The sequence below is a fragment of the Streptomyces sp. NPDC085866 genome, from assembly GCF_044541035.1.
GTDB lineage: Bacteria > Actinomycetota > Actinomycetes > Streptomycetales > Streptomycetaceae > Streptomyces.
This window is the reverse complement of the sequence record NZ_JBITSQ010000002.1, coordinates 308,859-334,546: the sequence shown is the minus strand read 5'-3', so window position 1 is coordinate 334,546 and position 25,688 is coordinate 308,859. Positions and strand designations below refer to the sequence as shown.

Here is a 25,688-nt window from a genome sequence, read left to right as displayed (position 1 = left end):
GATGGACAAGGTGATGGCCACGGCCGAGGCGGCCCTGGCGGACGTGGCGGACGGACGGTCGTTCGCCGTCGGCGGCTTCGGGCTGAGCGGCGTCCCCGAGGTCCTCATCAGTGCCCTGTACGAGAGCGGGGCGAGCGGTCTGAGGGTCGTGTCCAACAATTGCGGCGTCGACGGCCGCGGCCTCGGCATCCTGCTGGCCGCGGGCCGCATCGCCCGGGTGACGGGCTCGTACATCGGCGAGAACAAGGAGTTCGCCCGCCAGTACCTCGCGGGCGAGCTGGAGGTCGAGCTGACGCCGCAGGGCACGCTCGCCGAGCGGCTGCGGGCGGGTGGCTCGGGGATCCCGGCCTTCTACACGCCCGCCGGCGTCGGCACACAGGTCGCCGAGGGCGGACTGCCGTGGCGCCATGCCGCCGACGGTTCGGTCGCCGTGGCCTCGCCGCCCAAGGAGCTGCGGACCTTCGACGGCGTGGACCACATTCTGGAGCACGCCATCACCACGGACTACGCGCTGGTCAGGGCGGCGCGCGGGGACCGCCACGGCAACCTCGTCTTCCGCCGCGCGGCGCGCAACTTCAATCCGCTGGCGGCCATGGCCGGGCGCATCACCGTCGCCGAGGTGGAGGAGCTGGTCGAGCCGGGCGTCCTCGGCCCCGACGAGATCCATCTGCCGGGCGTGTTCGTGCAGCGAGTCGTGGCACTGACCCCCGAGCAGGCGGCCGACAAGGGAATCGAGAAAAGGACGGTGCGCGAGCGATGAGCTGGAGCAGGGACGAGATGGCGGCGCGCGCCGCGAGCGAACTGAGGGACGGCGACTACGTCAACCTGGGCATCGGGCTGCCCACCCGCGTGGCCGATTTCCTGCCACCGGGCGTCGACGTCGTCCTGCACTCGGAGAACGGGCTGCTCGGTGTGGGGCCGTACCCGTCGCCCGACGAGGTCGACGCGGATCTCATCAACGCGGGCAAGGAAACCGTGACCCTACGGCCTGGAGCGTCCTTCTTCGACTCCTCGCTGTCCTTCGGCATGATCCGCGGCGGCCACATCGACACCGCCGTTCTGGGCGCGCTCCAGGTCTCGGTCCGCGGCGACCTCGCCAACTGGGCCGTCCCCGGAAAGATGGTCAAGGGGATGGGCGGTGCCATGGACCTCGTCCACGGCGCCGGCCGGGTCGTCGTACTCATGGAGCACCTGACGAAGGACGGCGACTCGAAGATCGTCCGGGAGTGCACGCTGCCGCTGACGGGCCGCGGCTGCGTGGACCGGGTCATCACCGACCTGTGCGTCCTCGACGTGACCCCTCACGGGCTCCAACTCGTCGAGACCGCACCGGGTGTGACGGCCGATCAGGTCGCTGCCCACACGCCTCTGACGATCCCTCGTGAGAAACCTGCTGGGAGCAACCGATGATCGAGCAACCGCGTGACGTGTACGTCGTCGACGCCGTCCGTACCCCCGTCGGCCGTTACGGCGGTGCTTTGGCGGGTGTACGCCCGGACGACCTGGCCGCCGGTGTGCTGCGCGCCCTGGTCGACCGCAGCCCCGGCCTGGACCCCGGACGCATCGACGATGTGCTGCTCGGCAACGCCAACGGCGCGGGCGAGGAGAACCGCGACGTGGCCCGCATGGCCGTCCTGCTTGCCGGACTCCCGGTCTCTGTGCCCGGCGCCACGGTCAACCGACTGTGCGGATCCGGTATGGAGGCCGTGATCCAGGCGGCCCGCGCCATCGCGCTCGGCGACGCCTCCATCGCGGTGACGGGCGGTGTCGAGTCCATGAGCCGCGCGCCCTGGGTGCTGCCGAAGCCGGAGCGGGCCTTCCCGGCGAAGGATCAGCAGCTGTACTCGACGACGCTCGGCTGGCGGATGGTGAACCCGCGGATGCCCGCGGAGTGGTCGATCCCGCTCGGCGAGAGCGCGGAACTCGTCGGCGCCAAGTACGCCGTCACCCGGGCGGCCCAGGACGCGTTCGCCCTGGCCAGCCACCGCAACGCCGCTCGCGCCTGGCGCGAGGGCCGGTACGCGGGCGAGGTCGTCCCCGTCGAGGGCGTGGACCTGAGCCGTGACGAAGGCATCCGGGACGACACCTCCTTGGAGGCCCTCGCCCGGCTGAGGCCGGCCTTCACCGCGGACGGCACGATCACGGCCGGCAATGCCTCACCGCTCAACGACGGGGCGGCCGCGCTGCTGCTCGCCGACGAGGACGGACTCGCCGCGATCGGGCGCGAGCCCCTGGCCCGGGTCCGGGCGGCGGCGGTGACGGGCATCGAGCCGCAGTACTTCGGACTCGGCCCGGTGGACGCCATCCGCAAGGTGCTGGCCAAGGCCGCGGTCGCCCCCGGCGATCTGCACACGATCGAGCTGAACGAGGCCTACGCGGCACAGGCGCTGGCCTGCCTGGCCGCGCTGCCGGAGCTCGACCCCGAGGTGGTCAACCCGCGCGGCGGCGCCATCGCCATCGGCCACCCGCTGGGCGCGTCGGGCGCCCGCATCACCGGAGCGGTCGCGCACCAGCTGGCCGCCGCGGGCACCGGCACGGGACTGGCGGCGCTGTGCATCGGAGTGGGCCAGGGTCTGGCCCTGGTGCTGGAGCGCTGAGAGGAGGATGCAAAAAGCTGTCCGAGGCCTCTTCAGCCGGAGCGGCGCAGCGCGGCCGGGGTGGTGCCCAGCCGGGCACGCATCACCCGGGTGAGATGCTCCTGGTGGGAGAAGCCGCAGGCGGCAGCCACCTCCGCGATCGGGGCTGAGCCGGTGCGCAGCATCCGGCACGCGGCCTCCAGCCGCAGCTTGAGCAGGAACTGGTGAGGCGAGTGGTCGGTACTCGCCCGGAACCTCCGCGTGAACTGGCTCGGGCTCAGCGAGGCCGAGGCGGCGAGGTCCGCGATCGGCAGCGGTTCGGCGAGGCGCTGCTCCATGAGTTCGCGGACGGCGGCGAGCTGCCGGTCGGACAGCCCGGACCGGTCGGGCGGGGGTGCGGTCGCGCGGACACCGTGGCGGCGTGCGAGCTGGGCGGCGAGCATACCGGTCAGGTGATCGGTGTACGTGCGGGCCGACGGCTCCCAGGAGCGGACCGCGCCCTCCAGCGCGAGCATGAGCTGTTCGGCGAGTGGATCACTGGCCCCGAACTCCTCGGACAGCTCCACGGGCCGCCCGCCGTTCGCGTCGCGCAGGGCGTCGTCCGTGAGGTAGGCGTGGATCGTCTCCAGCCGCCCGCCGAGCTCTACGGCGAGAGCTCGGCCGGCCGGCTGCAGAAAGAACCCACCAGCCGGGATCGTCCGTGCCCGCCCGTCCGCGCCCTGCCCCCGTCGTACGGTGACGGGACCATTGAGGTGCAGGATCAGCAGGTGGGTGGGGGCCGGATCGAACGCCGCGCGGTAGGGCTGCTCCTCCTGCGCGGAGAGATACAGCTGGTCCCATCCGAGCCCTGAGCTGGTGTGTCGTGTCCGCACGCCGGCCTGCCGCAGCATGCCGACCGTGTCCGCCAGACCGAGTTCCGTCATGACCGGACCTCCTCACGACACCCATATGCTTGAAGAGTAAACCAAGTGTCGGATCGGCGAGAAGGAACCAGCACCGGAAGATCGGCAGATGCGCTTTCTCAGAAGGCGGAGTCGGCGAACCAGTGGGCCAGCAGCTGCTCGTCGCCCTCGTGGGCAAAGACCTCCGCCTCGTAGGGCAGTCGGCCGTAGACGAGCAGGAGCAGGTCGGCCGCGGTCCCCTGGACGGTCGCGTCAGCGGCGGCCGCGGCCGGGTGGGAGGTGTCGAGACCGAAGCCGTCGGGCCGCAGCCGGACGACCCAGACATCGTCCCCGTCGGTCGCGCGGAAGCGGATGGTCCTGTCGGGGCCGCGCAGGTTGGCCACCTTGGGGGCGAAGAAGCCGGCGAAGGGCAGATTGACGAGGAACTCATCGATCCCGTCGACCGCGACCGGGCGGTCGATCACGGGCCGCAGTCCGAGTGCGAGCTCGGCGTCGGCCCGATGCAGCAGGGTCTCGAAGAGCATCCGGCGTGCCCAGAACCGGGCGTACTGGTCGGCGCCCCAGGCCCACATCGGCAGGTTCGGTTCGGTGGCCGCGAAGGCGTCAGCGGCCACGGTCGCACTCTCGGTCAGCCAGTCGGGGTACCCGTCCTCCTGGTCCGGGAGCCGAAGGTCCACTTCACGTGTGCGCGGTGGTTCCTGGACACGCGCCCGCAAGAGGACCGAGAACCAGCGCTGGACACTGCCGGTGTGCTTGACCAGGTCGGCCAGCGTCCAGCCGGGACAGCTCGGCACGGGTGTGGCCAGGTCGGCTCCCTTGACCGCGGCGACGAACCGGGCGGTCTCCGCCGCGACCGCCGTGCGGTGGTCGACCGAGGGGAAACCGGACGCGGGCCGGGTGTGGTCAGACGTCTTCATCGTGACTTGCCTTTCGGAGAAACCGCGGGTTCGACCGGACGGGTGACCGATGACGGCCTTGTCGTGGCTGAACCCGTCGTCGGACCCAGGTGCTGTGCCGTCAGCCCGTACGCAGGGCCGGCGGCGGCGCGAGAAGCACGGTCACACGAGCTCGGCGCCGACTTCCGCTTCTGCGACCCCCGCCGTTCCGGAGTCCGCGACCTTCTTCGACACGGGCGTACGGGGCGCATGTGCCGACTTGATTCCGAGGAGGGACACGGCGACAACCAGGCCGAAGGCCACGCCGGCGATCACGAAGCTCGTCGTGAACTGGCTCTCCTGGGGCAGAGCGGGCGCTCCCTCCGGCAGCGGGATGGTCTTCGACGCCAGTAGTGAGGTGATCACCGCGCTGGCGACGGCACTGCCGACCGAGCGGGAGATGGAGTTGATGCCGTTGGCGATGCCGGACTGGTGGGCGGGGACGCTGGCAACGATGAGCGCCGGCATGGCGGCGTACCCGAAGCTGATCGCCAGGCCGATGACCATGCCCGCGCCGATCACCGAGGCGGTCGCATCGTGCGCGACGCTCAGCCACGTGAAGCCGAGCACACCGAAGCAGGCCCCGGCGGCCAGGGTGACGCGCGCACCGAGCCGGCGCACCAGTACGCCGCCGAACTGGGCGCCCGCGAGCGAAATGAGTGTGGTCGGAAGCAGATACACCACGGACGCTTCGAGCACGGAAGCGCCGAAGCCGTAGCCCGCGATCTTCTCCGGCACCTGGACGAGGTAGGAGACACCGATGAACTGGGCGAACATCGCGAACCCCAGCAACAATCCGGCCAGGTTGGTGAAGAGAACGGGCCGGTGGACGAACATCTTCATGTCCACCATCGGTTCCCCGACCCGGCTCTCGGTGACGACCCACACCACCGCCATGACGATCGCCCCGGCGAAGGAGCCGAGCGTGCGGCCGGACGTCCATCCCCACTCGTGCCCCTGCGAGATGGGCAGAAGCAGCAGCACCAGCAGCATCGCAAGGGTGAGCGCGCCCAGCCAGTCCGTCCGGCCTCCCGTCGTCGTCCGGGAAGCGGGCACCGTGAACAGCACTCCCGCCAGCGCCACCGTCGCGAGCACCACCGCGAGCCAGAAGACCCGGTGGTAGTCGGGGTCGGAGCCGCGGGTGAGGAGCCCCGCACCGACCAGCGCGAGCCCGCTGCCGAACGCGAGCGTGCCACTGACCAGGGCCATGGCACCGTGCAGCTTCTCCGGCTTGATCTCCTCGCGCAGGATGGAGAGCGCGAGCGGGAAGATCGCGGTCGCCGCTCCCTGCATCACCCGGCCGACGATCAGCCACGTCAGCGAGGTGGTGGTGGCGGCGAGCACCGAGCCCGCGATCATCACCAGCAGAACGCCGACGAGGGTGGGCTTCTTGCCGTGCTGGTCGCCGAAGCGGCCGAGCAGCGGGGTGAAGACTGCGGCCGACAGGAGCGTGGCGGTGGTCACCCAGCTGACGTTCGCCGTGGTGGCGTGCAGGTCGCTCTGAATGATGCCCAGGATCGGGACGACCAGGGTCTGCATCATCGAGACGACCATCGCGGAAAGCCCGAGCACCAGGACGACCGCGGTGTCCGCCGAGCGGCGTCCGGCCGCCGTGTGCTGTTCGTGAGACACGGAATCTCTTCCCTGATTGAGACTTCGACGAACTACTTCAGAACATCGAAGCTTGAGAACTTCAAGTAATGGGCGAGACCGTAGCCGTCAATATTTGAGATCGTCAAGTTTCCGGGGGTAAGGTGCCCGCATGACGGCACTCCCCCGCGTCAACCCCGCCCAGCTCATGGAGCTGCTCTCCGTGTCGCTGGCTGCCTACTACGGCGACTTCACGGTCGCCGCCGCGAGCGAGAACCTCACGGCCAGCCAGGGCAAGACGCTCAATGTGCTGCGCCGGGGGCCCGCCTCCATGAGCGTGCTGGCCACCACGCTGACCTGCGACGCCTCCAACATGACCGGGATCATCGACCGGCTCGAGAAGCGCGGCTTGGTACGCCGCGAGCCCAGCCCCTCCGATCGGCGCGTCAAGAACGTCCTCCTCACCGCTGAGGGCGAGCAGGTCATCGACGTGATCCGCGGGAAGATGAACAACACGCTGGCCGGCCTGAACAGACTCAGCGAGCACGAGCAGGACACCCTGTACGCGCTGCTGGAGCGCGCCTTCACCGCGCAGGACGCCGCTGCCTGACCCGGCGGCTCACCGGAGGTGGCGAGCCGCCGAGTGCCCTCCCCTTCTCAGGCGCCGGCAGGCTTGCCCGGACCGGGGACCTTACGGAAGCGGAACGGCTCCGGGTCGCGGCCGGGCTGGATGAACCAGCATTCCCCGGTGCCGTCTCCCGTGACGATCCGCAGCACGGTGTCCGCCACGACCTGAGCCGGGATCACCGGCAGTCCCTGCTCGGAGAGCATGTCGCGCAGCGGATCGATGATCCGCGACTCGGCGAAGCCGGGGCAGACGGCGTTGAAGCGCACGTTCTCCGGCGCAAGAGCCGGCCCCAGCGAGCGGGCGAGTCCTACGACCGCATGCTTGTTGGCCGCGTACAGGGGATCGAGCGGTACGGCCGCCAGGCCCGCCAGGGACGCCGTCGCCACGATCGCCCCTCCACCGCGAGCCCGCAGCGCCGGCAGCACCGCATGGGTGCCGAAGACCACGCCGTCGAGATTGGCTCCCATCGCGCGACGGTAGCGTGCCAGGTCGAAGTCCTCGCCGACGCCGCACCCGGTCGCCACCCCGGCGTTGAGCAACGCGATGTCGACACCGCCGCACTGCTCCTGGGTGAACTCCACCAGCGCCCGGTTGGCGTCGGGGTCGGAGACGTCACAGGCGCGAAAATGACCGCCGGCCATCTCGGCCACCTCGCGACCGCCCTGTGCGTCGAGGTCCGCGACGACCACGCGCGCGCCCGCCTTCGCCAGCGTCAGCGCCGTGGCCCGGCCCAGTCCGCTGGCACCGCCGGTGACGATGGCCACCTTGCCCTGAAGCGCGGCGCCGTCCGTCGGTCCCGGCCGTGCGGCGGCGTCGCTCTCGACGGCGGTCATGACAGCTCCAGGACGAGCTTGCCGACGTTCTCCCCGCGGAAGAGCATCCCCAACGTCTCGGGGAAGTCGTCCACGCTCCCCCTCACCACGTGTTCCTTAACCTTGATGCGGCCGGCTCCGATCCAGGCGGAGATGTCCTGCGCGGCCTGCGCATAGCGCTTGGCGTAGTCGAAGACGACGAAGCCCTCCATGCGGGCGCGGCGCACCAGCAGCGAGAGGTAGTTGGAGGGGCCCTTGACCGGCGTGGCGTTGTTGTACTGGCTGATCGCACCGCAGACCACGACACGTGCGTGCATCGCCAGTCGCGTCAGGGCGGCGTCGAGGATGTCCCCTCCGACATTGTCGAAGTAGACGTCGATGCCGTCGGGGGCCTCCCGGCGCAGCGCCTTCCTGACGTCCTCGGCGCGGTAGTCGATCGCCGCGTCGAATCCCAGTTCGTCGGTGAGCATGGCGCACTTCTCCGGCCCGCCGGCGATGCCCACGACCCGGCAGCCCTTGGCCTTCGCGATCTGACCGGCGATGGTGCCGACCGCGCCGGCCGCGCCCGACACCACGACGGTCTCGCCGTCCTTCAGCGCCCCGACGTCCAGCAGACCGAAGTAGGCGGTCATGCCGGGCATGCCCAGCGCGCCGAGATACGTCGAGGGCGGGGCGAGGGAGGTGTCGATCTTCATGGCGCCCCTGCCGTCGGAGACCACGTACTCCTGGACGCCGAACGTGCCGACCACGTGGTCGCCCGGCTGGAAGTCGGGGTGGTTGGACGCGGTGACCTCGATGACCGATCCGGCGCGCATCACCTCGCCGATGCCCACCGGCGGCAGGTAGGAGGGACGGTCGTCCAGCCAGCCCCGCATCGCCGGGTCCAGGGAGATGACGCGTGTCCGCCCCGCGAAGCGGCCCGGCCCGGGCTCGTCGACGAGTCCTGAACAGTGCTCCCAGTCATCGGGTTTGACCTCGCCCACGGGGCGGGCTGCCAGACGGATCTGGCGGTTGGTCGCAGACATCGCGCCTCCTGTCGTTCACGGCTTCGCCGCAGGGTACCGACCGGTAGGTATGTCGGAGCGTGTGATGTTCGCCACGTGCTGGGTTGCGAGGCGGGAAGGCGAGCCGAACGGACTGTCGTCCACCCGACCCCGAAACGTGACCCCCGGTGACCTTATGGGCATCCCAACCAGTCGGTATCGTGCGCCGCCACAGCCATCCCCCCGTTCACCCCCACGGATCCGAGCCGCAGCGGAAGGCCATGCGATGACATTCGCCGACGAGAACCGGTACCCGCCATCAGAAACGGGGTGGCCGCCCCGCATCGACCCCCAGGGGTATGCACCCAACGCCCCTCGGTACGAGTCGTACGGGTCATACGGCTCGTACGACCCGTACGGGCAAACCCCTTGGGACGCACCGTACGGACAAGCCCCTTGGGGCGAACCGCACGCGCACGAGACTCATCGGCGCAGCGCCGACCTCGCCGCTCTGCGCTCGGCCTACCGCCTGCTCCGCCGGATCTCCACGCTCACGGCGCTCGGCTCCTTCGTGGTGTACGTCGTGCTGTCCTGTTATGCGCCCGGCCTGATGGGGGCCAAGATCGCCGGAGAGCTGAGCCTGGGAATGGCCCTGGGCGTCCTCCAGCTCGTCGTCACCTTCGCGGCGGTCTCCTGGTACGGACGCAGCGCACGACGCTCGGTGGATCCGCTGGCCCGCGCCGTCAGAGAGCGGGCGGTCCCCGCCGGCCGGAACACGGGGATGGCGAGATGACCGACTTCAGCTCCGGGACGCAGGCCACGGTCCTGATTCTGTTCACCACGCTGGTCACCGTCACGCTGCTGATGTGCGTGATGGCGGGACCGGACCGCGACGACCTGACGAACTTCTACACCGGCTACCGCTCGCTCACCCCGTTCAAGAACGGCCTGGCGATCGCGGGCGACTACATCTCCGCGGCCACGGTGCTGAGCACCACGGGCATCATCGCGCTCGCCGGATACGACGGTTACGTCCTCGCGGTCAGCACGGCCCTGTCCCTGGTGCTGCTGATGTTCCTGCTGGCCGAACCCCTGCGCAACGCCGGCAGGTTCACCATGGGCGACGTCCTGGCCCGCAACATGCCCGGGCGGGCCGTGCGTATCGCCGCCTGCGTGGTGACGCTTTCGGCGACCCTGCCCTTCCTGGTCGTCCAGCTCTCCGGCGCCGGGTCGCTGCTCACCTTCATCCTGAACATCCCGCACGTGGCGGGCGCCAGGACGGTGTGCATCGTCATCGTCGGCAGCCTGATGATCCTTTACGCGGCGCTCGGCGGTATGCGAGGCACCGCGCTCATTCAGATGATCAAGATCGTGCTCCTGCTCGGCACCAGCGCCGTCGTCGCCGTTCTGGTGCTGCACCGCTTCGACTGGAGCCCCGGAGACGTCCTCAGGGCGGCCCAGCACGGCAGCGGCGCGGGCCCGGCCTTCCTCCAGCAGGGCCTTCAGTTGGGCACCTCGGGCTTGGACCGGCTGGACTTCGTCGGTCTCCAGATCACCGTGGTCCTCGGCGTGGCCTGCCTGCCCCACATCACGATGCGCCTGTACTCCGCGCAGGACGTGCCGGCCGTGCGGCGCTCCATGTCGTGGGCGGTCGGCACGGTCACCACGTTCTGCCTGCTCGTGATCATCATGGGTACGGGCGCGGCAGCGCTGGTGGGATCGCGGTACATCACCGCGGCCGACCCGCACGGCAGGACGTCGGTGCTCATGCTGTCGCAGGTGCTCGGCGGAGCCTCCGACTCCGCAGGCTCGACGATTCTCTACTCGGCCGTGGCGGGCATGGTGTTCATCACCCTGCTGTCGTCGGTCGCGGGGATGACCCTGGCCGCGGCCTCGTCGCTCGCCCACGATCTGTTCGCCCATGCGGCGCGCCGGGGAGAGGCCGAGCCGCGTACGGAGATGACGGTGGCGGCTTGGACGAGCGTGGCCGTGGGGACCGTTGCCATCGGGCTCTCCACCCTGGTCCAGAACTGGGACGTCGGCGTGCTGACCACCCTGGCCATCTGCATAGGTGCATCGGCGGTGGCACCCGCGCTCACGTACTCCCTGTTCTGGCGAGGGTTCACGCGCACCGGCCTGCTCGCCACCCTCTACGGCGGCGCGGCCTGCGCGCTGCTGCTCATGGCACTCTCCAAGGCCGTTTCGGGCACGCCGTCAGCCGTCTTCCCGAACGCCGACTTCGACCTGTTCCCCATGCAGTCCACGGGACTGGTCTCCATCCCGTTCGGCTACCTGGCGGGATGGCTGGGCAGCCGATGGGACCACCGGCGCCGCCCCGCCGTCAGCGGCGAGAACCAGCGGCTGTACGAGGAGAGCGAGGCCCGGCTGCTCGCCGCAGCCGAATGACCACCTCGGCGGGGGCGGGCTGCACGAACGGCCTCGGTGCCGGCGCTGCAGCCCGCCAGGGTCCCAGGTCCCGTCGCGCCGTGGCGCGATCCTGCCACGAGAACCTCATCCGCTGCTGCACCGCTGGACACCGCTCGGAGCTTCTCCGAGCACGCTGACCTGCTGATGCCGTGCGAGCCTATGGAAGCCCGATGGGAGCCGCGGCCTCGCCCGCCGTGCCATGAGCAGGTCCCGCCGGGCCTCGCGGCGGTGTCCCCAACTCGCGTGCCGCCAAGGCCCAGCTGAGTTCGACCACGGTGTCCGGAGCGTCCAGGCTGGTGCCGGTGAGCTCCTCGAAACGGCGCAACCGGTAGCGGACGGTGTTGACATGGACGTGTGCGCTGCGAGCGACTTCGCGGATGTGCCGTCCGCTCTCCAGGTACCCCCGCACCGACTCCTCGATGAGCGCACCGAACTCCCCCTCGGCCTCCAGTGGGCGCAGATAACGGTCGAGCAGCAACTCGGCGAGTTCCGGTTCGGCGACGACCGCCACCCGCCAGGACAGGTCGTTCAGGTCGTACACGCCGCGGAGACCGTACGCTCGGGCGGCTTGCAGCAGCCTGCCGGCGGCGCGGAAGGAGTGGTGCACAGCGGCCAGGTCCGTCGGTGGGCCCAGCCCGGCCGTCACCTCCAGGTCACCGGTCTCCGGCTTTGACTCGGCGACTCCGGCGACAACCTCGTCCAGCACGGTGAGCAGCGCGCCTCGGCCGTTGCTGCGGCCGTGGGACTCCAGGGAGCGCTCCAGCGTGTCCGGACCGACGTTGCCGTTCGGTACAGCTCTGATGGCCCGGTGCGGCCGCGACAGGTCCAGTCCGTAGATCGCCGCACCGCTGTGGATCTCCGCCGCGCTCAGCGTCCCGTAGAGCAGCCCACGCAGGAAGTCGGCGCGGCGGCGGGCGTCGGACAGGGCGGAGGCGACCTCCGCCTGCCGGTGGACGGCGGCGATCTGCAGGCTCGCGACGTCCGCGAGCTCCCACAGGCACTTGGTGCGGTCGACGATGAGGCCGGGCTCCAGCCCGCGTTCGGTCGCCTCGGCGAGGAACAGATCCCGTATCGCGCTCAGCCCCCGGCGGAAGGCGCGGAGCCCGTCACTGAGCGGCACGCCTCGGGCGGCCCGGTCCCGGGCCACCTCGGCTTCGTCGAAATCCTCCGGCGCGGGCACCGTCCCCTCTCTCACCACCGCGAGGGCCCGCTGGAAGTGCCGATTCCAGACCAGGTCCAGGAGTTCCCGCGGGACCGCGCGGTAGGACGGGATGTGGTCCGCCAGATCCTCGTGCAACCGCCCGCCCAGGTGCCTCTGCTGCGCGGCCATCGCGGCGATGACCTGTTCGAGGGATGCCGCCGCGCCCGCCTGTCCGCCCATGGGCCTCACCTCCGCCCTTCGGCACCGGCCGTTGTGCAACTGAACAATATGCCGCCCTCCGGCCTTGGCCGGCGAGCCGTCGACAACCCGCCGTCCCCGAAAGCACAGTGGCAAGGCGGCAAGCGGCAAAGGGCGCCCGCATCGAGGCACACGCGACGAGGCGCCGATCGACCGTGCTCAGAGCCGCCCTCGTGCTACCGCCCCACCTGACGAAGAGTGCGGAGACCACCATGACCGACGAGCACCACCACCGCCCCCACCACGCCGCCCCGGACACCGGCCCGCGCCTCGCACCGCTGCCCGAGGACGATTGGGACCCGTCCACCCGGGAGCTGCTCGCCCCCGTACCCAGGGACGTCGACGGCCACCTCGCCAACGTCTTCACCACCTTGGTGCGCCACCCCGGCCTCTTCCGGCACTTCCTCCCGTTCGGCAGCCATCTGCTGCGCGACGGCCGTCTTCCGGACCGGACCCGGGAACTGCTGATCCTGCGCACCGCGTGCAACACCCGGGCCGGGTACGAATGGGGACGGCATGTACCGCTGGCCAGGGCCGCCGGGATCTCCGACGAAGAGATCCGGCGGGTCGGCGCGGGCCCGGACGCGCAGGGCTGGTCGGCGGCCGACGCCTGTCTGCTGCGTGCCGCCGACGAACTGCGTCGGGACGCATGCCTGTCCGCGGCCACCTGGTCCGCACTCGCAGCCGATCACGACGAGGCACAGCTGATCGAAATCACCATGCTCGTCGGTCAGTACCACATGGTCGCGTTCTTCCTGAATTCCGCCGGTACCCGGCTCGAGCCAGGCTGGGAAACGGAAGCCCTGCCCGCGCCCACGGGGGCCGGCGCGGACACGGCGGAAGGGGCGCACGGCGATGCCTGAGTCCCGGTACCCCACGACCCGTCCGGTCGGCCTCCTGAGCGGCCGGAACGTACTGGTCATCGGCGCGGGCACCCGCCCCAGCGACGATCCGAAGGCCCCGGTGGGCAACGGGCGGGCGGTCGCGGTGCTGGCCGCCCGTGAGGGAGCCGCCGTGGCCTGCGCCGACGTCTCCCCCTCCGCCGCAGCGGCCACCGCCGCCCTGGTCGGTGAGGAGGGCGCCCCCGGCCTGCCCGTGGTCGGTGACGCCACGGATCCCGGCCAGTCCTCGTCCATGGTCGCCGAAGCCCGCCGCGCACTCGGCACGCTCGACGCACTCGTGGTCAACGTCGGCATCGGCCTCGGCGCGGGCCTGACGGACACCTCACCGCAGCAGTGGGAACGTGTGCTAGCGCTCAACCTGAGCGCCCCCTTCCTCGCCGCCAAGAACGGACTGCCCGTGATCGCCGACGGTGGCTCGATCGTCTTCGTCGGTTCCGTGGCCGGGCTGCGCGCGGCCACCAACTCGCCTGCCTACGACAGTTCCAAGGCGGGCCTGTTCGGTCTCACCCGCCATGTCGCCAAGGAGGGTGCACCACGCGGGATCCGCGCCAACCTGGTCGTTCCGGGTCTGATCGACACCCCGATGGGCCGCGAGGCCTCGGCCGGGCGGGGGTCGCGTTCCGCTTCGTTCACCCGCATACCGCTCGGACGCCAGGGCAGCGCCTGGGAGGTTGCCGAAGCCGTGACCTTCTTGCTCTCCGACCGCGCCTCCTACATCACCGGGCAGAGCCTGGTGGTCGACGGAGGGTTGAGCGCCGTCTGAGCACGCAGGCCGCTGTCCGCTCCGTGGGGCGGGGGCGGTCCCGAGGGTCAGGGCATCGACCCTCGGGACCGCCCCCGCCGGCTCACTTCGTCAGCGGGCCGAACTCCTTGCGGGTGTCCACCGGCTCGCCGAACAGCTGCCACCGCTCGCCCTTGAACCGCATCAGCTGCATCGTCTCGAGCGGGAAGGCATCATCGTGGCCCGTGGACAGGGTGACACCGGGCAGCAGCAGTCCCACCTTCACGTCCTTCAGGTTGCGCACGGCGTCCCGCAGCCCTTCCCTGGTCGGGCACTTCATCGCGTCCAGGGCCTTGTACAGGCTGGAGGCGACGGCCCAGCCGTAGGCGTTGAACTGGTTGGCCGGGTCGGCGTCGGGGGCGTACTTGTGCAGGGCGTTCATGTAGGTCTTCATCTCGGGATCGTTCGCCCACTGCGGGTCGGCGGGGTCCTTGAAGTACGTCGCCGAGACCACGCCCTGCACGTTCTTGAACCCGACGGGCTGGAGCACGGCGGCGGACGAGGCCACGTTGTTCACGATGTGCAGCGGGTTCCACTTGGTGTTCTTGGCGTCGGCGGCGAGGGCCTGGCTGCCGAACTTGGGGGTGGTGACGTCCAGCAGCACGTCCGCCTTGGAGCGGGACAGGCTCGCCATCTGTGCCGACACGGACGGGTCGGTGACCTCGTAGCTCTCCTCGGCGACCACCTTGATGCCACTGCCGGCGACGGCCTTCCTGAACCCGCCGAGCAGGTCCTTGCCGAAGTCGTCGTTCTGGTAGAGGACAGCCACCTTGGCCTTCGGCTTCTTGTCCTTGAGGTACTTGGCGTACACCCGGGCCTCGGCCACGTAGTTGGGCTGCCACCCGATGGTCCAGGGATGCTTGGCGTCCGTGCCCCAGACGGAGGCACCCGTGGCGACGAACGGCTGCGGCACCTTCTGCTTGTTGAGGTAGTCCCACACGGCCGCCGTGGACGGAGTGCCCAGGGTCTGGAACACGGCGAAGACCTTCTCCTGCTCGACGAGTCTGCGGGCCTCTTCGACCGCCTTGGGCGGCTGGTAGCCGTCGTCGCGGACGATGAACTGCACCTTGCGGCCGTCTATGCCGCCTTTGTCGTTGACGTACTTGAAGTAGGCGGCCACGCCCTTGCTGATCGTTCCGTACGCGGAGGCAGGTCCCGACAGCGGATAGATCCCGCCCAGCTTGATGGTCCTGTCGGTGATGCCGGTGGTCTGCTGGCCCTTGCACGCGCCACCGGCGACGGTGTCCTGGTCGTCCTGCCCTCGCTGACTGCTGCAGGCGGTTGCGGTGAGCAGGGCGGCGGTCGCGGCCGCGGCCGCCCGCAGTGCGGTCGTCTTGCGCATGTGACTCATTCCTTTTCCGTGCGGGGCGGTCCGCCCACTGGTTCGGCGTCGACAACTGCGGAGTCCGCAGGGGTGAGGGTCGTGGCGGGTCGGGATCCTGCCGGGGACTTCGGTTTCGCTTCGGGTGCGGAATCCGCCTCAGGCCCGGAGACCGCCTCGGGCGTCCGGTCGAGGGCGGCAGCGGTGCGGGGCAGTCGACGGGCGACAGCGCCCAGGACACGGCCCGGCAGACCGGCCAGCCCCGTCGGGGCCACGAACATCACCGTGATGATCAGCAGGCCGAACACGACTCCCGGTGCCGCCTCGCTGACGTCCTGGGACACGCTCGGCACGTACATCACGAACGCCGCACCCAGCAGGGGGCCGTACAGCGAGGCGAGCCCCCCGACCACCAGGCCGGCCAGCAGGGTGATGGACAGAACGAAGCTGAAGGAGTCGGGCGAGACGAAGCCGATCACCCAGGTGTACAGACACCCGGCGACACCCGCGAACATCGCGCTCCACGCGAAGGCAAGGGTCTTGTGCAGCGCCAGCCGCACGCCCATGACCTCGGCGGCACTCTCGTTGTCCCGCACGGCGAGCAGGGCCCGGCCGGCCCGGGACCGCAGCAGGTTGCGGGCGAGCAGCAGGGCCACCGCGGTGACGGCGAGGACGACGAAGTACATCCACTGGTCCTCGGCCAACCCGCTCCACGCGGGCGGCTGCAGCTTGTCCACGGTCAGGCCCATGGAGCCGCCCGTCACCGGTTCGAGCCGCTTGAGCAAGGGCGGCAGGAACACCGCGAACGAAAGGGTGACCAGGGCCAGGTACAGCCCGCGCAGCCGCAGGGCCGGCACTCCGAACCCGAGGCCCAGCAGGAAGCATCCGGCGGCCGCGACCGGCAGCGTGGCCAGGTGGCCGGTGTCGTACCGGTCGAGCATGACCGCCGCCGTGTAGGCCCCCGCCGCGAAGAACGCGCCGTGTCCGAGCGATATCTGCCCGCCGAAGCCGACCAGCAGGTTCAGCCCTGCCAGCGCCACGGCGTACAGGAGCACCATGGTCAGCTGGAAGACCTGGAAGGGCGCGAAGTAGAAAGGTGCGCCGACGGCCACTGCCGCCGCGAGCAGCACGGTGGTCGTGGCCCGCAGCCACCGGGCCCGGTCGGTGCCGAGTACCGCTGTGATCGTGTTCATGCGCGCTCCACCGCCGCCCGTCCGAACAGGCCCTGGGGCCGCACCAGCAGTACCGCCAGAATGATCACGAGGGGGACGCCCACCTTCAGATCGGCACCGATCACTCCCACGTACGCCCCGGTCAGTGTCTCGGCGACGCCCACGAACAGGCCGCCGACGACCGCACCGACCGGGCTGTCGAAGCCACCGAGGGTGGCCGCGGCGAACGCGTAGATCAGCACCCCGCCCATCATGTTGGGCTCCAGGAACAACACCGGGGCGACGAGCACGCCCGACACCGCGCCGACCGTCGCGGACAGCCCCCAGCCGAGCATCAGCACGCGTCCCACCCGGATGCCCGACAGCCGGGCGGAGGAGGGGTTGCAGGCGACCGCCCGCATCACCAGGCCGATGGAGGTGTGCTGGAACAGCAGATAGAGCAGGCCCATCACGACGGCCACCACGCCGAGAATCCCGAGCGTCGACCAGTCCACACGCACCCCGGCCAGGTCGAGCCCGCCGTCGGGGAACGGCTGCGCAAAGTCCTTCACGGTGAAGGACCAGATCAGGCCGGCCAGCGCGTTGACGAAGATGAACAGGCCGACCGTGACGATGACCACCGTCAGCTCGGGCGCGCCCTGCACGGGGCGGATGACGATCCGCTCGACCAGCATGCCGCCGGCGAAGGACACCGCGAGGGTGACCGGCAGCGCCAGCCAGAACGGCATCCCGGACGCCACCAGCTGCCAGGCGACGTACGTGGAGAGCATGGCCAGCTCGCCCTGCGCGAAATTGACGATCCCCGTGAAACGGTGGATCAGCACCAGGGCCAGCGCCAGGCTGGCGTACACCGCACCGGAGCCCAGTCCTTCCACCACTTGCTGGAGAAGATCGGTCACGGCGCTCACCCGGCCTTCCGGGAGCGGACGGAGACACCGAGATACACCTCGGCGACCTGCCCGTCCTCACGGATCTGTGCGGCCGGTCCGGACAGCACCAGGCGGCCGGCCTCCAGTACGTGCGCCCGGTGCGCGATGTCCAGCGCCAGCTGGGCGTTCTGCTCGACGACGACCACGGTGGTGCGTTCCTCCTCGTTGACGGCACGGACGATCTCGAACAGCTCGCGCGTGACCAGCGGCGCGAGACCCAGGGACGGCTCGTCCAGGAGCAGCAGCGAGGGCCGCAGCATCAGCGCCCTGCCGATGGCGAGCATCTGCTGCTCCCCGCCGCTGAGGCTGCCGGCGGCCTGCCGCGACCGCTGGCGCAGTCTGGGGAAGTGGCCGTAGATCCGGTCCAGGTCGACCGCCACGGCCGCACGCTCGGCGCGGCCGCGCCATCGGGGACCGGTGCGCAAGTGGGCGCCGATGCGCAGGTTCTCCTCGACGCTCAGGTCGTTGAAGGTGCCGCGGCCCTCGGGGACATGCGCGACGCCGAGCCTGGCGGCCTGCTCGGGCGAGCGGCCCAGCAGCTCGGCGCCGTTCAGGGTGACCGAGCCGCGGCCGCGGACCATGCCGCTCAGCGCCCGCAGTGTCGTGGTCTTGCCCGCGCCGTTGGGTCCGAGGATCGCGCACACCTCACCGCGGGCGACGGAGAAGTCGAGGCCCTGGAGCACGCGGGCCTGGCCGTATCCGGCGTGCAGGCCGGAGACCTTCAGGAAGTCCGGCTCCGCGCTCGCCGCGGCCTCGGTGCGGTCGGTGGTGGGCTCGCTCATACGGCCACCCCCAGGTACGCCTCGACGACCTCCGGGTCGCGCTGGATCTCTTCCGGCGTTCCCTCGGCGATCTTGCGGCCGAAGTCGAGGCAGACCACCTTGTCGCACAAGCCCATCACGAACCCCATGTGGTGTTCGACCACCACGAGTGTGAGGTCGAACTCCTGGCGCACCGACCGGACCAGATCCGCGAATTGACCGACCTCGCCGTGGCTGAGCCCGTTGACGGGCTCGTCGAGCAACAGCAGCCTGGGCCGCACCGCGAGGGCCCGGGCGAGTTCGACGCGTTTGAGCGTGCCGAACGGCAGGCCGGAGGCGGGGTGGTCGGCGACGTCCGCCAGGCCGAGCCGCCGTAGCAAGTCGTCCGCCCGGTCACGTAGTTCCCTCTCCTCCCGCCGGACGCGGGGCAGCCGGAGCGCCGCGGCGAGGTGTCCGGTGCGCCCCCGGCTGTGGGCGCCGACCATGACGTTCTCCCGGACCGTGAGCCGCGGGAACAGACCCAGGTTCTGGAAGGTCCGGGCGATGCCGCGCCGTGCCACGGCGTGCGGAGGGAGGGCCAGCAGGTCCTCGTCCTCGAACCGCACGTCTCCTCCGTCGGGAGTGCAGCGCCTGGTGAGGCAGTTGAACAAGGTGGTCTTGCCGGCTCCGTTCGGCCCGATGAGCCCCACGGCGGTGCCCGGCTCGACGGTGAACGCGACACCGTCCAGTGCCGTGATCCCGCCGAAGTGCACGGTGATACCGTCGACCGCGAGCATGAGTGACGCCCCTTCCGACGTGCTGGGGGGGGTGGGCGAGCGTCACAGTAGGTGGGGGCGTTCCAGGCGCACATTGGGTGCGAGCACCCAACTTGCAGGTCACCGAACTGTGCGCCGCGCACAGGTGCCGGAAGATGTCTCACGCCGAGCCTGTTGACGGAGTACTAGGCGGACGGCGACGATCGGCGCCATGCCTCGCGGTCCCGCCCTGGGCACTCCCCAACTCTCCGAACCCCTCCGCCGGGAGCGGTGGCGGATCCTGCACGCCGTCCACGAACGGGTCGAGGAGGTGGCGGAGACCGCCGTCGAGGTGATGCGCGCGGAGATCCCGTCGTACGCGCTGCAGGACGAACGGTTCTTCGACGACGTACGGGATCAGGTGCTCGAGCACTACCGGATGCAGTTGGCGGCGGTGGCCGGCGACCGGGACATCGCCCCCGAGGACCTGGTCTTCAGCCGTGCGGCAGCGATGCGCAGAGCGCGCGCGGGATTCGCCCTGGAGGACTGGATCAGTGCCTTCCGGGTCGGCCGGCAGGTGCTGTGGGACTCTCTGCTGGAGTGCGCGGGCACGTCCCCCGAGGCCCAGCAGGCCGCGCTGTCCCTCGTCACCCCGCTGATGAGGTACGTCGACTACGCCAGCACCCATGCCGCGCAGGCATACGTCGAGTACCAGCAGCACGTGGTGGCGGACGCGGACCGGGAACGCCGGGATCTCCTGGACCAGCTCCTGGCAGGCATGGCACCGACGCGCGGTCCGCTGTTCGCCGCGGCACAGGCGTACGGCATCGGACCGCGCTCACCGATGATGGCGGTCGTGGCCGTCTGCGTCGGTGACACGCGCTCGGGGGACCACACCTCGGCCGAGAACGGGTATGCCACCAGCGTGTCGATCAGCGTCGCCGGGCCCTGGGCCGGCAGGACCCTGGTCGTCGTGCGCCACGGCGAGGTGGTGGCCGTGCCCGTGCTCCGGGCAGGCATGGACGCAGAGGACATATGCGCCCACTTCGAGGCCTTGCAGGAGCGGCTCGCGCGGAAGGGCACCATGCTCTGCATGGGCATCAGCACGGTCGCCCGGGGCGCGTCCGAACTGCCGCGCGCGTACGAGGAGGCGCGGGCCGCTCTCGACCTGGTGCCGAGCGAGGGCGGGGTGGCGGCGCTGCCCCGGCTGTCCCCGTTCGACTACCTGGCGCTGCGCGCCGACGACCTCGCCCGCCAACTGGTCGATCCCCGGGTGCGAGTGCTGCTGGAGGAGGACCGCAGGCGTGGCGACACGCTGGCCGCCACCATACGGGCCTTCGCGGAGGCAGACCTCAATCTGCGGCTGGCAGCCGACCGGCTGCGGGTGCACCACAACACGGCGCACTACCGGCTGCGCCGGATCGAGGAACGCACCGGCCGCAATCCGCGCCGGATCGCCGACCTGCTGGAACTGCTGGTCGCCCTCGCCATCCGCGACGGCGCCAGGGAAGGTGAGGATTGCCGGTGAGCGGCATCGTGGAGTCCGCCGGGAGCGAGGCGGCATGTCAGCTGCCGGGCGGGCAAGGGGGGATGTGCCTGCCGGAAGGGCTCGCCGGGCAGAGCCGAACGGTCCGGCGTGCGCTGCTGGACGCCGCGCTGGCGGTGTTCACCGAGCGCGGTTACACCGACGCCGGCCTCACCGAGATCGCGGCGCGCTCCGGCATCCCGGTGGGCGCCCTCTTCCAGCACTACGGCGGAAAGCGAGGCATTTACCTCACCCTTTGGGAGGAGTTCCGGGAGGAACAGGAGCGCCGGACCGCGGCCACGCTGGCCTCCGAGCGAAGCCGTGGTGTGGACGACCCCATCGCTCTCTTCGTGGCGGGAGCCAGGGCGTACCTGGAGGGTGCCTGGGACAATCGGAGGCTCGGCAGACTCCTCGTGGAGGACGACGGCCCCGCGGGCTTCGACGCGCTGCGCCGCCAGTGGGACCGAGCATGGGTACGCCGCAACGCCCGGCTGCTGGAGGTGGACGAGCGGCGCCGCGCCGGCCGAGTCCGGGTGAGCGTGCTGACCACCGTCATCGGAGGGGCGGCGCGCGAGCTGGGTGACTGCGGGGACGAGGCGGAGGCCCGGGAGATCGTGGACGAGGTGTGCGGCATCCTGATCCATCTGTCGGCACCGTCCGGCTGAGAGGCCCGACGCGTCACGTGCTCGCGGTCTTGACAGACCGTCACTCCACCTGGAGGCTACCGACCAGTCGGTACGAAGAGGCGGATCGTGACTGAGCTGAGCATCTCCACCCACGCGGGCGTGTTCGACGCCATCGTGGCGGGTCCACCCGAGGGCCGCCCGGTGTTGCTGCTGCACGGCTTCCCGCAGACGGGGCTGGTGTGGCAACGGCAGATCGCGGCGCTGGCCGCGCACGGCTACCGGGTGGTGGCGCCCGACCAGCGGGGGTACTCCCCCGGCGTCCGCCCCCGGCGGCCCGAGGACTATCGCATCGGCCTCCTCGTCGACGACGTGGTCGCGATCACCGAGGAACTGGGCTGGCCGGCGTTCGACCTGGTCGGCCATGACTGGGGAGGTGCGGTGGCCTGGTGGACCGCTCACTCCCACCCCGGCCGCGTACGCACCCTGACCGTGGTCTCCACCCCGCACCCCACCGCGCTCGCCACCGCCCTGCGCACCGACCGGGATCAGCGTGAACGCTCGCGCTACATGATCGACTGGCGCGAGACGCCCGCGACCGAGGAGCGCATGCTCGCCCACGACGCCCAAGCGCTTCGCGACCTCTACACCGGAAAGGTCCCGCAGGACAGCGCCGAGGCCTACGTACGGCACCTTTCCCGGCCGGGCGCTCTCACCGCGGCGCTGAACTGGTACCGGGCCGGCCGCCCCGAAGGCAGGATCGGCGCCGTCGACGTACCCACCCTGTACGTCTGGAGCACGGAGGACAGCGCGTTCGGCCCGGCGGCCGCACAGGAGACCGGGCGGTGGGTCAACGGGCCGTACCGGTTCGAGATCCTCCGGGGTGTCAGCCACTGGGTCCCCGAGGAGGCACCCGAACCGCTCGTCCGGCTGCTGCTCGAACACCTGCGAGCGCACGGCGAGTACGGAACTGCAGCGAACACCCCGCTCGTCGACTCCCCGGAGAGGTGACCGCATGAAGACGGCACGTGCGGCCTGGCGCCGCCTCGAGCCCGTACACGGCATGATCTACTTCGTCCCCGAGGCCGGGCGACGGTACGCGGACCTGGGACTGAGCCGACGCGCCGGGTACTTCGCCTCCCGCAGCGCCGCCTTCGGCCGAGCATCCGCCGACCTGGTCATCGCGACCTTCTACAACTTCAACCCCGCTTTCGTGCGGCAGGCGATCGACGGAGCCTGGGACACGACGACACCGCAGCAGGTGTTGGACGCGCGGTACGCCGCGGCGGACGAAGCCCTGCGGCGGGCGGGAATCCACGAACTGCCCCACCTGGACGAGGTCCTGGCGCTGACCCGCCGGGCCGCCGAGGCGGCCTGCGAACACGTGCAGGGCCGCCCGCTGTTCGCCGCGCATGCCGCACTGCCCTGGCCCGAGGAGCCGGTACTGCAGCTGTGGCACGCCCAGACGCTGCTGCGGGAGTTCCGTGGAGACGGCCATGTCGCGTGCCTGCTCGGAGAGGGAGTCGGAGGCTTGGAGGCCCTGATCCTGCACGCAGCCACCGGTGAGATTCCCGTCGACCTCCTCAAGAAGAGCCGCGCATGGCCCGAGGAGGAGTGGGCCGGTACCCGGGAGCACCTGCGCGAGCGAGGCCTTCTCGACGGAGACTCCCTGAGCTCGGAAGGCGTACTCCTGCGCCGGCACATCGAGGACCGCACCGACGACCTGGCCCTTCCCGCCTACGCCGCCCTGGGCGAGGCCGGCTGTGAGCGTCTGGCCGAACTCGCGAGCCCCTACGGTCGCGCCGTCGTCGATGCGGGCCTGCTCAAGCTCGGCTGACCGGGCCTCTCGCCCTCCCTCCGCCTCGTCCATGATCTGCCGGAGCCGACAATCAGAGGCGGCGAGAGGGCCGTGTGCGCGAGAGCGGACGGACGATGACGATGACGTCGCCGATGAGTCCGTGCCCCTCGCCACACTGCCGTAACGGCCATTGCCGCGGCGCCTGTCCAGGAAACTGTCGTGCATCCGGTGTCGGTGGGGAACGTCGAACCGACTCGAGTCCGGGCGGCCAGGATCAGGCCTGAGGCATCATCTGCCGGTGACGGCTGAAGAACCACAGTGCGGCCCCTCTCACGCCGGCGCGGCGCTGCCACCCGGAGGCCGGCGGAGCCGGTGCAGACAGACGACCGAGGCGACGACGGCCCGCCGTTCGGAGGCGTCCAGGCGAGGATCCATTTCGACAACGTACTGCTGCAACCCGCTCCACGAGTCGATGGTGCTCACCGTGACCCGGCCGAGCATCTCCGGCGCCGGGCCCCCTTCCGTATCGGTCTCCGTCAGATGCCATTCGGCGTACAGGAGACCCGGCCGCGCGAGGAGGAATTGGCGTCCCTGCTCCGTCCGGAGGCTCATCTGCCGGGTCTTGACGAGCCCACGGGCACCGGCGGTGCCGACCTCCCGGTCCGCAGCGTCGGTGAAGCGGAACTCCACCGGCCCGAACTGCTCGATACGGACGATGAACTCGCCGGACGTGGTCGTGAGGACGCAGTACGTGTCGTCGGTGTACGTGACCCAGGCGAGCGGGGTCCCCTTCACGGTGGACACGGCCAGGGCGGGACCCACGTAACTGCGCCATCGTGAACGCTTCGGCTGCCCCACCACGACGGCTTCCAGCTCGAACAGACCGGGTTCCGTCATCGGTCTTCCTTCCCCGCCACGACTTCCCCTCGGCCGAGTACGTCCACTGTGACCGAGAACCCGCCCGATTCCCAGCCCTCGGGCGGACCTCGACGCCACGCGACGTCGCCCGGGACGATGCCACTCTGTCAGGAGTTCTCAGCGGCCGTGATCGCGGCGAGGAGTCCCTCGGCCGCGTCGAAGGCGATCAGCCCGTCGAGCGGGTTGGAGTAGATGCGTGACCAGATGATCAGTCCGTCCCTGATGCGGGCGAACATGACCATGTCGAAGGTGAAGTGCTTCCCGGTGGCCAGAACGTGGCCGTGGAGACGGTAGTCGGCGACGAGGAGTTCGGGATCGGTCGTCTGATGCACGTGGACGTGGTCCACGGCGGTGAACCTCTGCAGCCGTGCCCCTTCCCGCAGATGGGCCCGGAAGGCATCCCGTCCGGGCGCCTGCGCGGGCGCGCCCGGAGGCAGGTAGGGCATCTCGAAGACGGCGTCTGTGCTGAACAGGTCGGCCATCGCCTCGTTGGGGCCATCGGCGGTCAGGCGAAGGAGATGCTGGAGGACGTCGCGCGGTGCGGCAGTGCTCATGGGACACTCCTCTCGACATAACCGGGGCCATCGCCCCGGTTGCATGATGGAATATACGGGGCCCTCGCCCCGCTTATCAATATCCCAAGTCCCGTTCCTGGGAGGCCACTTGACCACCGAGCGACAGCGCCCTCTGCGAGCCGACGCACGCCGCAACAGGGAGCGCATCCTGCAGACGGCCCGTGAGGCATTCGCCGCTGAAGGCATCTCGGCCCCGCTGGACGAGATCGCCCGCAGAGCCGGCGTCGGGCCGGGCACGGTCCACCGGCACTTCCCCACCAAGGAGGCGCTGTTCGACGCTGTCGTCCGGGAGCACCTGGAGCAGCTGACCCGCGATGTGCGCACCGCCCTGGAGGACCCGGAGGCCGGGCCCGCGTTGTTCGCCTTCCTCTCCCGGATGGCCACGAAAGCCGATGCGAAACAGGACCTGACCGAAGCCGTCATGGCGGCGGGCGGCCCCATGAGCGCCGAAACCGAGGAAAAGGCGGCACGGTTGCGCGAGCTGTTCGGTGCACTCCTCGCCCGCGCGCAGGAAGCGGGGGAAGTGCGCAACGACGTGGATGCAGCCGACGTGCAAGCCATCGTCGTGGCCGCACTCACAGCGGAGCGCCGGCGGGATGCGAAGCACCGACCCGGTCGGCTGGCAGAGGTGGTTTTCGACTGCCTGCTCCCGCGCGCCTCCGACCCGGACGGGCAAAGAGCATGAACTTCTTTTCGGGTACCAGGGCCTGACTCGGCGATCCCGGTCATGAGTGGCCGAGCGCGCGTACAGCCGCCTAGGATCTAGCCCCGTGATCGCTGATCTGCAGTGCGTGGTGCTGGACTGCTCCGACCCCGGCGAACTCGCCGAGTTCTACCAGTCGCTCCTTGGTGGCACCGTCAACGAACCGGACCGGCGATGGGCGCTCAGCGAGGACTGGGCCACGTTGCACACGGCGTCCGGCCTCGTCCTGGCCTTCCAGAGGGTGGCGGAGTACCAGCCGCCGCTGTGGCCGGACCCGAGCCGGCCACAGCAGTTCCACCTGGATTTCGGTGTCGCCGACCTGGACAGTGCTCAGGAACAGGTGCTGGCCCACGGCGCGACGGTGCTGGATGACGGTGCGGATGGACGGAGTTGGCGGATATACGCCGACCCCGCAGGTCATCCGTTCTGCCTGGTCCGTCACTGACGAAGATCCTGCGGGAGGTAACCGCAGCCGCCGAGCATCAGCACACCGTTCTCGATCCGGCGGGTGGCGCCCCACGGTTCGTCACCGCGGTACTCGACCTCGCGGCGCAGAGACGGTTTCCCACCGGACGCTCCGGTCTGCAGGGCCCTGACGCGGGGTCGGCCACCGTTGAGCGACCCGGCGGCGGCCCGCGGAAGAGCCGCCGACAAGTCCGCCCGGCGCCACGATCATGCTCCGGGGAGCCTACGA

Annotated in this window: 27 protein-coding genes; 14 read left to right on the top strand and 13 right to left on the bottom strand. The window is 70.5% G+C overall.

Annotated features, from left to right (window positions below):
• The first annotated feature begins 1 nt into the window (after position 1).
• Genes ACIF83_RS04930 through ACIF83_RS04920 form a run of 3 tightly spaced genes read left to right on the top strand, consistent with a single transcriptional unit; the run spans position 2 to position 2,597 of the window.
• Positions 2 to 760, top strand: a complete 759-nt coding sequence (locus ACIF83_RS04930; protein ID WP_393477491.1) for a CoA transferase subunit A — start codon at positions 2 to 4, stop codon at positions 758 to 760.
• Entirely contained in the window at positions 757 to 1,410 is a 654-nt protein-coding gene (locus ACIF83_RS04925; RefSeq protein ID WP_399723473.1) for a CoA transferase subunit B, read from the top strand. Before ACIF83_RS04930 ends, ACIF83_RS04925 begins: the two co-directional genes overlap by 4 nt.
• Positions 1,407 to 2,597: a thiolase family protein gene (locus ACIF83_RS04920; RefSeq protein ID WP_399723471.1), complete on the top strand. Its 1,191-nt coding sequence runs from the start codon at positions 1,407 to 1,409 to the stop codon at positions 2,595 to 2,597. The genes ACIF83_RS04925 and ACIF83_RS04920 overlap by 4 nt, the downstream gene beginning before the upstream one ends.
• A gap of 32 nt (positions 2,598 to 2,629) precedes the next feature.
• Here the strand turns inward: ACIF83_RS04920 and ACIF83_RS04915 are convergent, their stop codons facing one another.
• From ACIF83_RS04915 to ACIF83_RS04905, 3 genes are all read right to left on the bottom strand, one after another.
• Positions 2,630 to 3,499, bottom strand: a complete 870-nt coding sequence (locus ACIF83_RS04915; RefSeq protein WP_399723469.1) for a helix-turn-helix domain-containing protein — start codon at positions 3,497 to 3,499, stop codon at positions 2,630 to 2,632.
• Between the two features lie 98 nt (positions 3,500 to 3,597).
• On the bottom strand, positions 3,598 to 4,395 hold the full coding sequence (locus ACIF83_RS04910) for a maleylpyruvate isomerase family mycothiol-dependent enzyme (protein WP_393477498.1): 798 nt from the start codon (positions 4,393 to 4,395) through the stop codon (positions 3,598 to 3,600).
• Positions 4,396 to 4,536: 141 nt separating this feature from the next.
• Positions 4,537 to 6,045: an MFS transporter gene (locus ACIF83_RS04905; RefSeq protein ID WP_399723467.1), complete on the bottom strand. Its 1,509-nt coding sequence runs from the start codon at positions 6,043 to 6,045 to the stop codon at positions 4,537 to 4,539.
• A gap of 130 nt (positions 6,046 to 6,175) precedes the next feature.
• Here ACIF83_RS04905 and ACIF83_RS04900 point away from each other — a divergent pair, with 130 nt between their 5' ends.
• The gene (locus ACIF83_RS04900) at positions 6,176 to 6,613 is read left to right on the top strand and encodes a MarR family winged helix-turn-helix transcriptional regulator (RefSeq protein ID WP_393477504.1); all 438 of its coding nucleotides are present in this window, start codon (positions 6,176 to 6,178) and stop codon (positions 6,611 to 6,613) included.
• 47 nt (positions 6,614 to 6,660) lie between these two features.
• On the opposite strand, the gene ACIF83_RS04895 is transcribed toward ACIF83_RS04900, so the two are convergent.
• Positions 6,661 to 7,464: an SDR family NAD(P)-dependent oxidoreductase gene (locus ACIF83_RS04895; RefSeq protein WP_393477506.1), complete on the bottom strand. Its 804-nt coding sequence runs from the start codon at positions 7,462 to 7,464 to the stop codon at positions 6,661 to 6,663.
• Positions 7,461 to 8,468, bottom strand: a complete 1,008-nt coding sequence (locus ACIF83_RS04890; protein WP_399723464.1) for an NADP-dependent oxidoreductase — start codon at positions 8,466 to 8,468, stop codon at positions 7,461 to 7,463. The genes ACIF83_RS04895 and ACIF83_RS04890 overlap by 4 nt, the downstream gene beginning before the upstream one ends.
• Before the next feature lie 244 nt (positions 8,469 to 8,712).
• Here ACIF83_RS04890 and ACIF83_RS04885 point away from each other — a divergent pair, with 244 nt between their 5' ends.
• On the top strand, positions 8,713 to 9,219 hold the full coding sequence (locus ACIF83_RS04885) for a DUF485 domain-containing protein (RefSeq protein ID WP_398138035.1): 507 nt from the start codon (positions 8,713 to 8,715) through the stop codon (positions 9,217 to 9,219).
• Complete coding sequence (locus ACIF83_RS04880) at positions 9,216 to 10,832, top strand: cation acetate symporter (protein ID WP_399723462.1); 1,617 nt, start codon at positions 9,216 to 9,218, stop codon at positions 10,830 to 10,832. The genes ACIF83_RS04885 and ACIF83_RS04880 overlap by 4 nt, the downstream gene beginning before the upstream one ends.
• Before the next feature lie 178 nt (positions 10,833 to 11,010).
• On the opposite strand, the gene ACIF83_RS04875 is transcribed toward ACIF83_RS04880, so the two are convergent.
• Complete coding sequence (locus tag ACIF83_RS04875) at positions 11,011 to 12,234, bottom strand: PucR family transcriptional regulator (RefSeq protein ID WP_399723460.1); 1,224 nt, start codon at positions 12,232 to 12,234, stop codon at positions 11,011 to 11,013.
• Positions 12,235 to 12,464: 230 nt separating this feature from the next.
• Between ACIF83_RS04875 and ACIF83_RS04870 the strand changes: the two genes are divergently transcribed.
• Both ACIF83_RS04870 and ACIF83_RS04865 read left to right on the top strand, forming a co-directional pair.
• Positions 12,465 to 13,115: a carboxymuconolactone decarboxylase family protein gene (locus ACIF83_RS04870; protein ID WP_393477517.1), complete on the top strand. Its 651-nt coding sequence runs from the start codon at positions 12,465 to 12,467 to the stop codon at positions 13,113 to 13,115.
• Entirely contained in the window at positions 13,108 to 13,917 is an 810-nt protein-coding gene (locus ACIF83_RS04865; protein WP_393477520.1) for an SDR family NAD(P)-dependent oxidoreductase, read from the top strand. The genes ACIF83_RS04870 and ACIF83_RS04865 overlap by 8 nt, the downstream gene beginning before the upstream one ends.
• Positions 13,918 to 13,999: 82 nt before the next feature.
• Here the strand turns inward: ACIF83_RS04865 and ACIF83_RS04860 are convergent, their stop codons facing one another.
• From ACIF83_RS04860 to ACIF83_RS04840, 5 genes are read right to left on the bottom strand one after another with little or no spacing between them, the layout of a single operon-like run.
• Positions 14,000 to 15,277, bottom strand: a complete 1,278-nt coding sequence (locus ACIF83_RS04860; protein ID WP_393478893.1) for an ABC transporter substrate-binding protein — start codon at positions 15,275 to 15,277, stop codon at positions 14,000 to 14,002.
• 5 nt (positions 15,278 to 15,282) lie between these two features.
• Positions 15,283 to 16,449, bottom strand: coding sequence for a branched-chain amino acid ABC transporter permease (locus ACIF83_RS04855; protein ID WP_398138031.1), 1,167 nt, complete (start codon positions 16,447 to 16,449; stop codon positions 15,283 to 15,285).
• Positions 16,446 to 17,327, bottom strand: coding sequence for a branched-chain amino acid ABC transporter permease (locus tag ACIF83_RS04850; RefSeq protein WP_393478888.1), 882 nt, complete (start codon positions 17,325 to 17,327; stop codon positions 16,446 to 16,448). Before ACIF83_RS04850 ends, ACIF83_RS04855 begins: the two co-directional genes overlap by 4 nt.
• 5 nt (positions 17,328 to 17,332) lie before the next feature.
• The gene (locus ACIF83_RS04845; protein WP_398138029.1) at positions 17,333 to 18,139 is read right to left on the bottom strand and encodes an ABC transporter ATP-binding protein; all 807 of its coding nucleotides are present in this window, start codon (positions 18,137 to 18,139) and stop codon (positions 17,333 to 17,335) included.
• Positions 18,136 to 18,894: an ABC transporter ATP-binding protein gene (locus ACIF83_RS04840; RefSeq protein ID WP_399723456.1), complete on the bottom strand. Its 759-nt coding sequence runs from the start codon at positions 18,892 to 18,894 to the stop codon at positions 18,136 to 18,138. The genes ACIF83_RS04845 and ACIF83_RS04840 overlap by 4 nt, the downstream gene beginning before the upstream one ends.
• Before the next feature lie 190 nt (positions 18,895 to 19,084).
• Between ACIF83_RS04840 and ACIF83_RS04835 the strand changes: the two genes are divergently transcribed.
• From ACIF83_RS04835 to ACIF83_RS04820, 4 genes are all read left to right on the top strand, one after another.
• Positions 19,085 to 20,380, top strand: a complete 1,296-nt coding sequence (locus ACIF83_RS04835; RefSeq protein WP_398138028.1) for a PucR family transcriptional regulator — start codon at positions 19,085 to 19,087, stop codon at positions 20,378 to 20,380.
• Entirely contained in the window at positions 20,377 to 21,042 is a 666-nt protein-coding gene (locus ACIF83_RS04830) for a TetR/AcrR family transcriptional regulator (RefSeq protein ID WP_399723454.1), read from the top strand. Before ACIF83_RS04835 ends, ACIF83_RS04830 begins: the two co-directional genes overlap by 4 nt.
• An 87-nt stretch (positions 21,043 to 21,129) precedes the next feature.
• A complete protein-coding gene (locus tag ACIF83_RS04825; RefSeq protein WP_398138027.1) occupies positions 21,130 to 22,011 on the top strand; it encodes an alpha/beta fold hydrolase in 882 nt (293 codons plus the stop codon).
• 4 nt (positions 22,012 to 22,015) lie between these two features.
• Positions 22,016 to 22,837 (top strand): hypothetical protein, encoded by an 822-nt coding sequence (locus tag ACIF83_RS04820; protein ID WP_399723452.1) that lies wholly within the window; start codon positions 22,016 to 22,018, stop codon positions 22,835 to 22,837.
• Between the two features lie 291 nt (positions 22,838 to 23,128).
• On the opposite strand, the gene ACIF83_RS04815 is transcribed toward ACIF83_RS04820, so the two are convergent.
• Together ACIF83_RS04815 and ACIF83_RS04810 are read right to left on the bottom strand one after the other, a co-directional pair.
• On the bottom strand, positions 23,129 to 23,695 hold the full coding sequence (locus ACIF83_RS04815; RefSeq protein ID WP_399723451.1) for a hypothetical protein: 567 nt from the start codon (positions 23,693 to 23,695) through the stop codon (positions 23,129 to 23,131).
• 128 nt (positions 23,696 to 23,823) lie between these two features.
• Positions 23,824 to 24,270 carry a nuclear transport factor 2 family protein gene (locus ACIF83_RS04810; protein WP_393478866.1) on the bottom strand — a complete coding sequence of 149 codons (447 nt, stop codon included), beginning with the start codon at positions 24,268 to 24,270 and terminating at the stop codon, positions 23,824 to 23,826.
• 109 nt (positions 24,271 to 24,379) lie between these two features.
• Between ACIF83_RS04810 and ACIF83_RS04805 the strand changes: the two genes are divergently transcribed.
• Positions 24,380 to 24,976 carry a TetR/AcrR family transcriptional regulator gene (locus ACIF83_RS04805; RefSeq protein WP_393478864.1) on the top strand — a complete coding sequence of 199 codons (597 nt, stop codon included), beginning with the start codon at positions 24,380 to 24,382 and terminating at the stop codon, positions 24,974 to 24,976.
• A gap of 85 nt (positions 24,977 to 25,061) precedes the next feature.
• Entirely contained in the window at positions 25,062 to 25,439 is a 378-nt protein-coding gene (locus tag ACIF83_RS04800) for a VOC family protein (RefSeq protein WP_393478861.1), read from the top strand.
• Positions 25,440 to 25,688: the final 249 nt, after the last annotated feature.

Bases quoted from the DNA above. Each gene is read 5' to 3' on its own strand.
- ACIF83_RS04885 (WP_398138035.1), top strand. From the start codon at position 8,713: ATGACATTCGCCGACGAGAACCGGTACCCGCCATCAGAAACGGGGTGG.
- ACIF83_RS04880 (WP_399723462.1), top strand. From the start codon at position 9,216: ATGACCGACTTCAGCTCCGGGACGCAGGCCACGGTCCTGATTCTGTTC.
- ACIF83_RS04890 (WP_399723464.1), bottom strand. From the start codon at position 8,468: ATGTCTGCGACCAACCGCCAGATCCGTCTGGCAGCCCGCCCCGTGGGC.
- ACIF83_RS04855 (WP_398138031.1), bottom strand. From the start codon at position 16,449: ATGAACACGATCACAGCGGTACTCGGCACCGACCGGGCCCGGTGGCTG.
- ACIF83_RS04845 (WP_398138029.1), bottom strand. From the start codon at position 18,139: ATGAGCGAGCCCACCACCGACCGCACCGAGGCCGCGGCGAGCGCGGAG.
- ACIF83_RS04910 (WP_393477498.1), bottom strand. From the start codon at position 4,395: ATGAAGACGTCTGACCACACCCGGCCCGCGTCCGGTTTCCCCTCGGTC.
- ACIF83_RS04875 (WP_399723460.1), bottom strand. From the start codon at position 12,234: ATGGGCGGACAGGCGGGCGCGGCGGCATCCCTCGAACAGGTCATCGCC.
- ACIF83_RS04900 (WP_393477504.1), top strand. From the start codon at position 6,176: ATGACGGCACTCCCCCGCGTCAACCCCGCCCAGCTCATGGAGCTGCTC.
- ACIF83_RS04840 (WP_399723456.1), bottom strand. From the start codon at position 18,894: ATGCTCGCGGTCGACGGTATCACCGTGCACTTCGGCGGGATCACGGCA.
- ACIF83_RS04865 (WP_393477520.1), top strand. From the start codon at position 13,108: ATGCCTGAGTCCCGGTACCCCACGACCCGTCCGGTCGGCCTCCTGAGC.
- ACIF83_RS04820 (WP_399723452.1), top strand. From the start codon at position 22,016: ATGAAGACGGCACGTGCGGCCTGGCGCCGCCTCGAGCCCGTACACGGC.
- ACIF83_RS04920 (WP_399723471.1), top strand. From the start codon at position 1,407: ATGATCGAGCAACCGCGTGACGTGTACGTCGTCGACGCCGTCCGTACC.
- ACIF83_RS04915 (WP_399723469.1), bottom strand. From the start codon at position 3,499: ATGACGGAACTCGGTCTGGCGGACACGGTCGGCATGCTGCGGCAGGCC.
- ACIF83_RS04930 (WP_393477491.1), top strand. From the start codon at position 2: ATGGACAAGGTGATGGCCACGGCCGAGGCGGCCCTGGCGGACGTGGCG.
- ACIF83_RS04925 (WP_399723473.1), top strand. From the start codon at position 757: ATGAGCTGGAGCAGGGACGAGATGGCGGCGCGCGCCGCGAGCGAACTG.
- ACIF83_RS04815 (WP_399723451.1), bottom strand. From the start codon at position 23,695: ATGACGGAACCCGGTCTGTTCGAGCTGGAAGCCGTCGTGGTGGGGCAG.
- ACIF83_RS04895 (WP_393477506.1), bottom strand. From the start codon at position 7,464: ATGACCGCCGTCGAGAGCGACGCCGCCGCACGGCCGGGACCGACGGAC.
- ACIF83_RS04860 (WP_393478893.1), bottom strand. From the start codon at position 15,277: ATGCGCAAGACGACCGCACTGCGGGCGGCCGCGGCCGCGACCGCCGCC.
- ACIF83_RS04835 (WP_398138028.1), top strand. From the start codon at position 19,085: ATGCCTCGCGGTCCCGCCCTGGGCACTCCCCAACTCTCCGAACCCCTC.
- ACIF83_RS04870 (WP_393477517.1), top strand. From the start codon at position 12,465: ATGACCGACGAGCACCACCACCGCCCCCACCACGCCGCCCCGGACACC.
- ACIF83_RS04810 (WP_393478866.1), bottom strand. From the start codon at position 24,270: ATGAGCACTGCCGCACCGCGCGACGTCCTCCAGCATCTCCTTCGCCTG.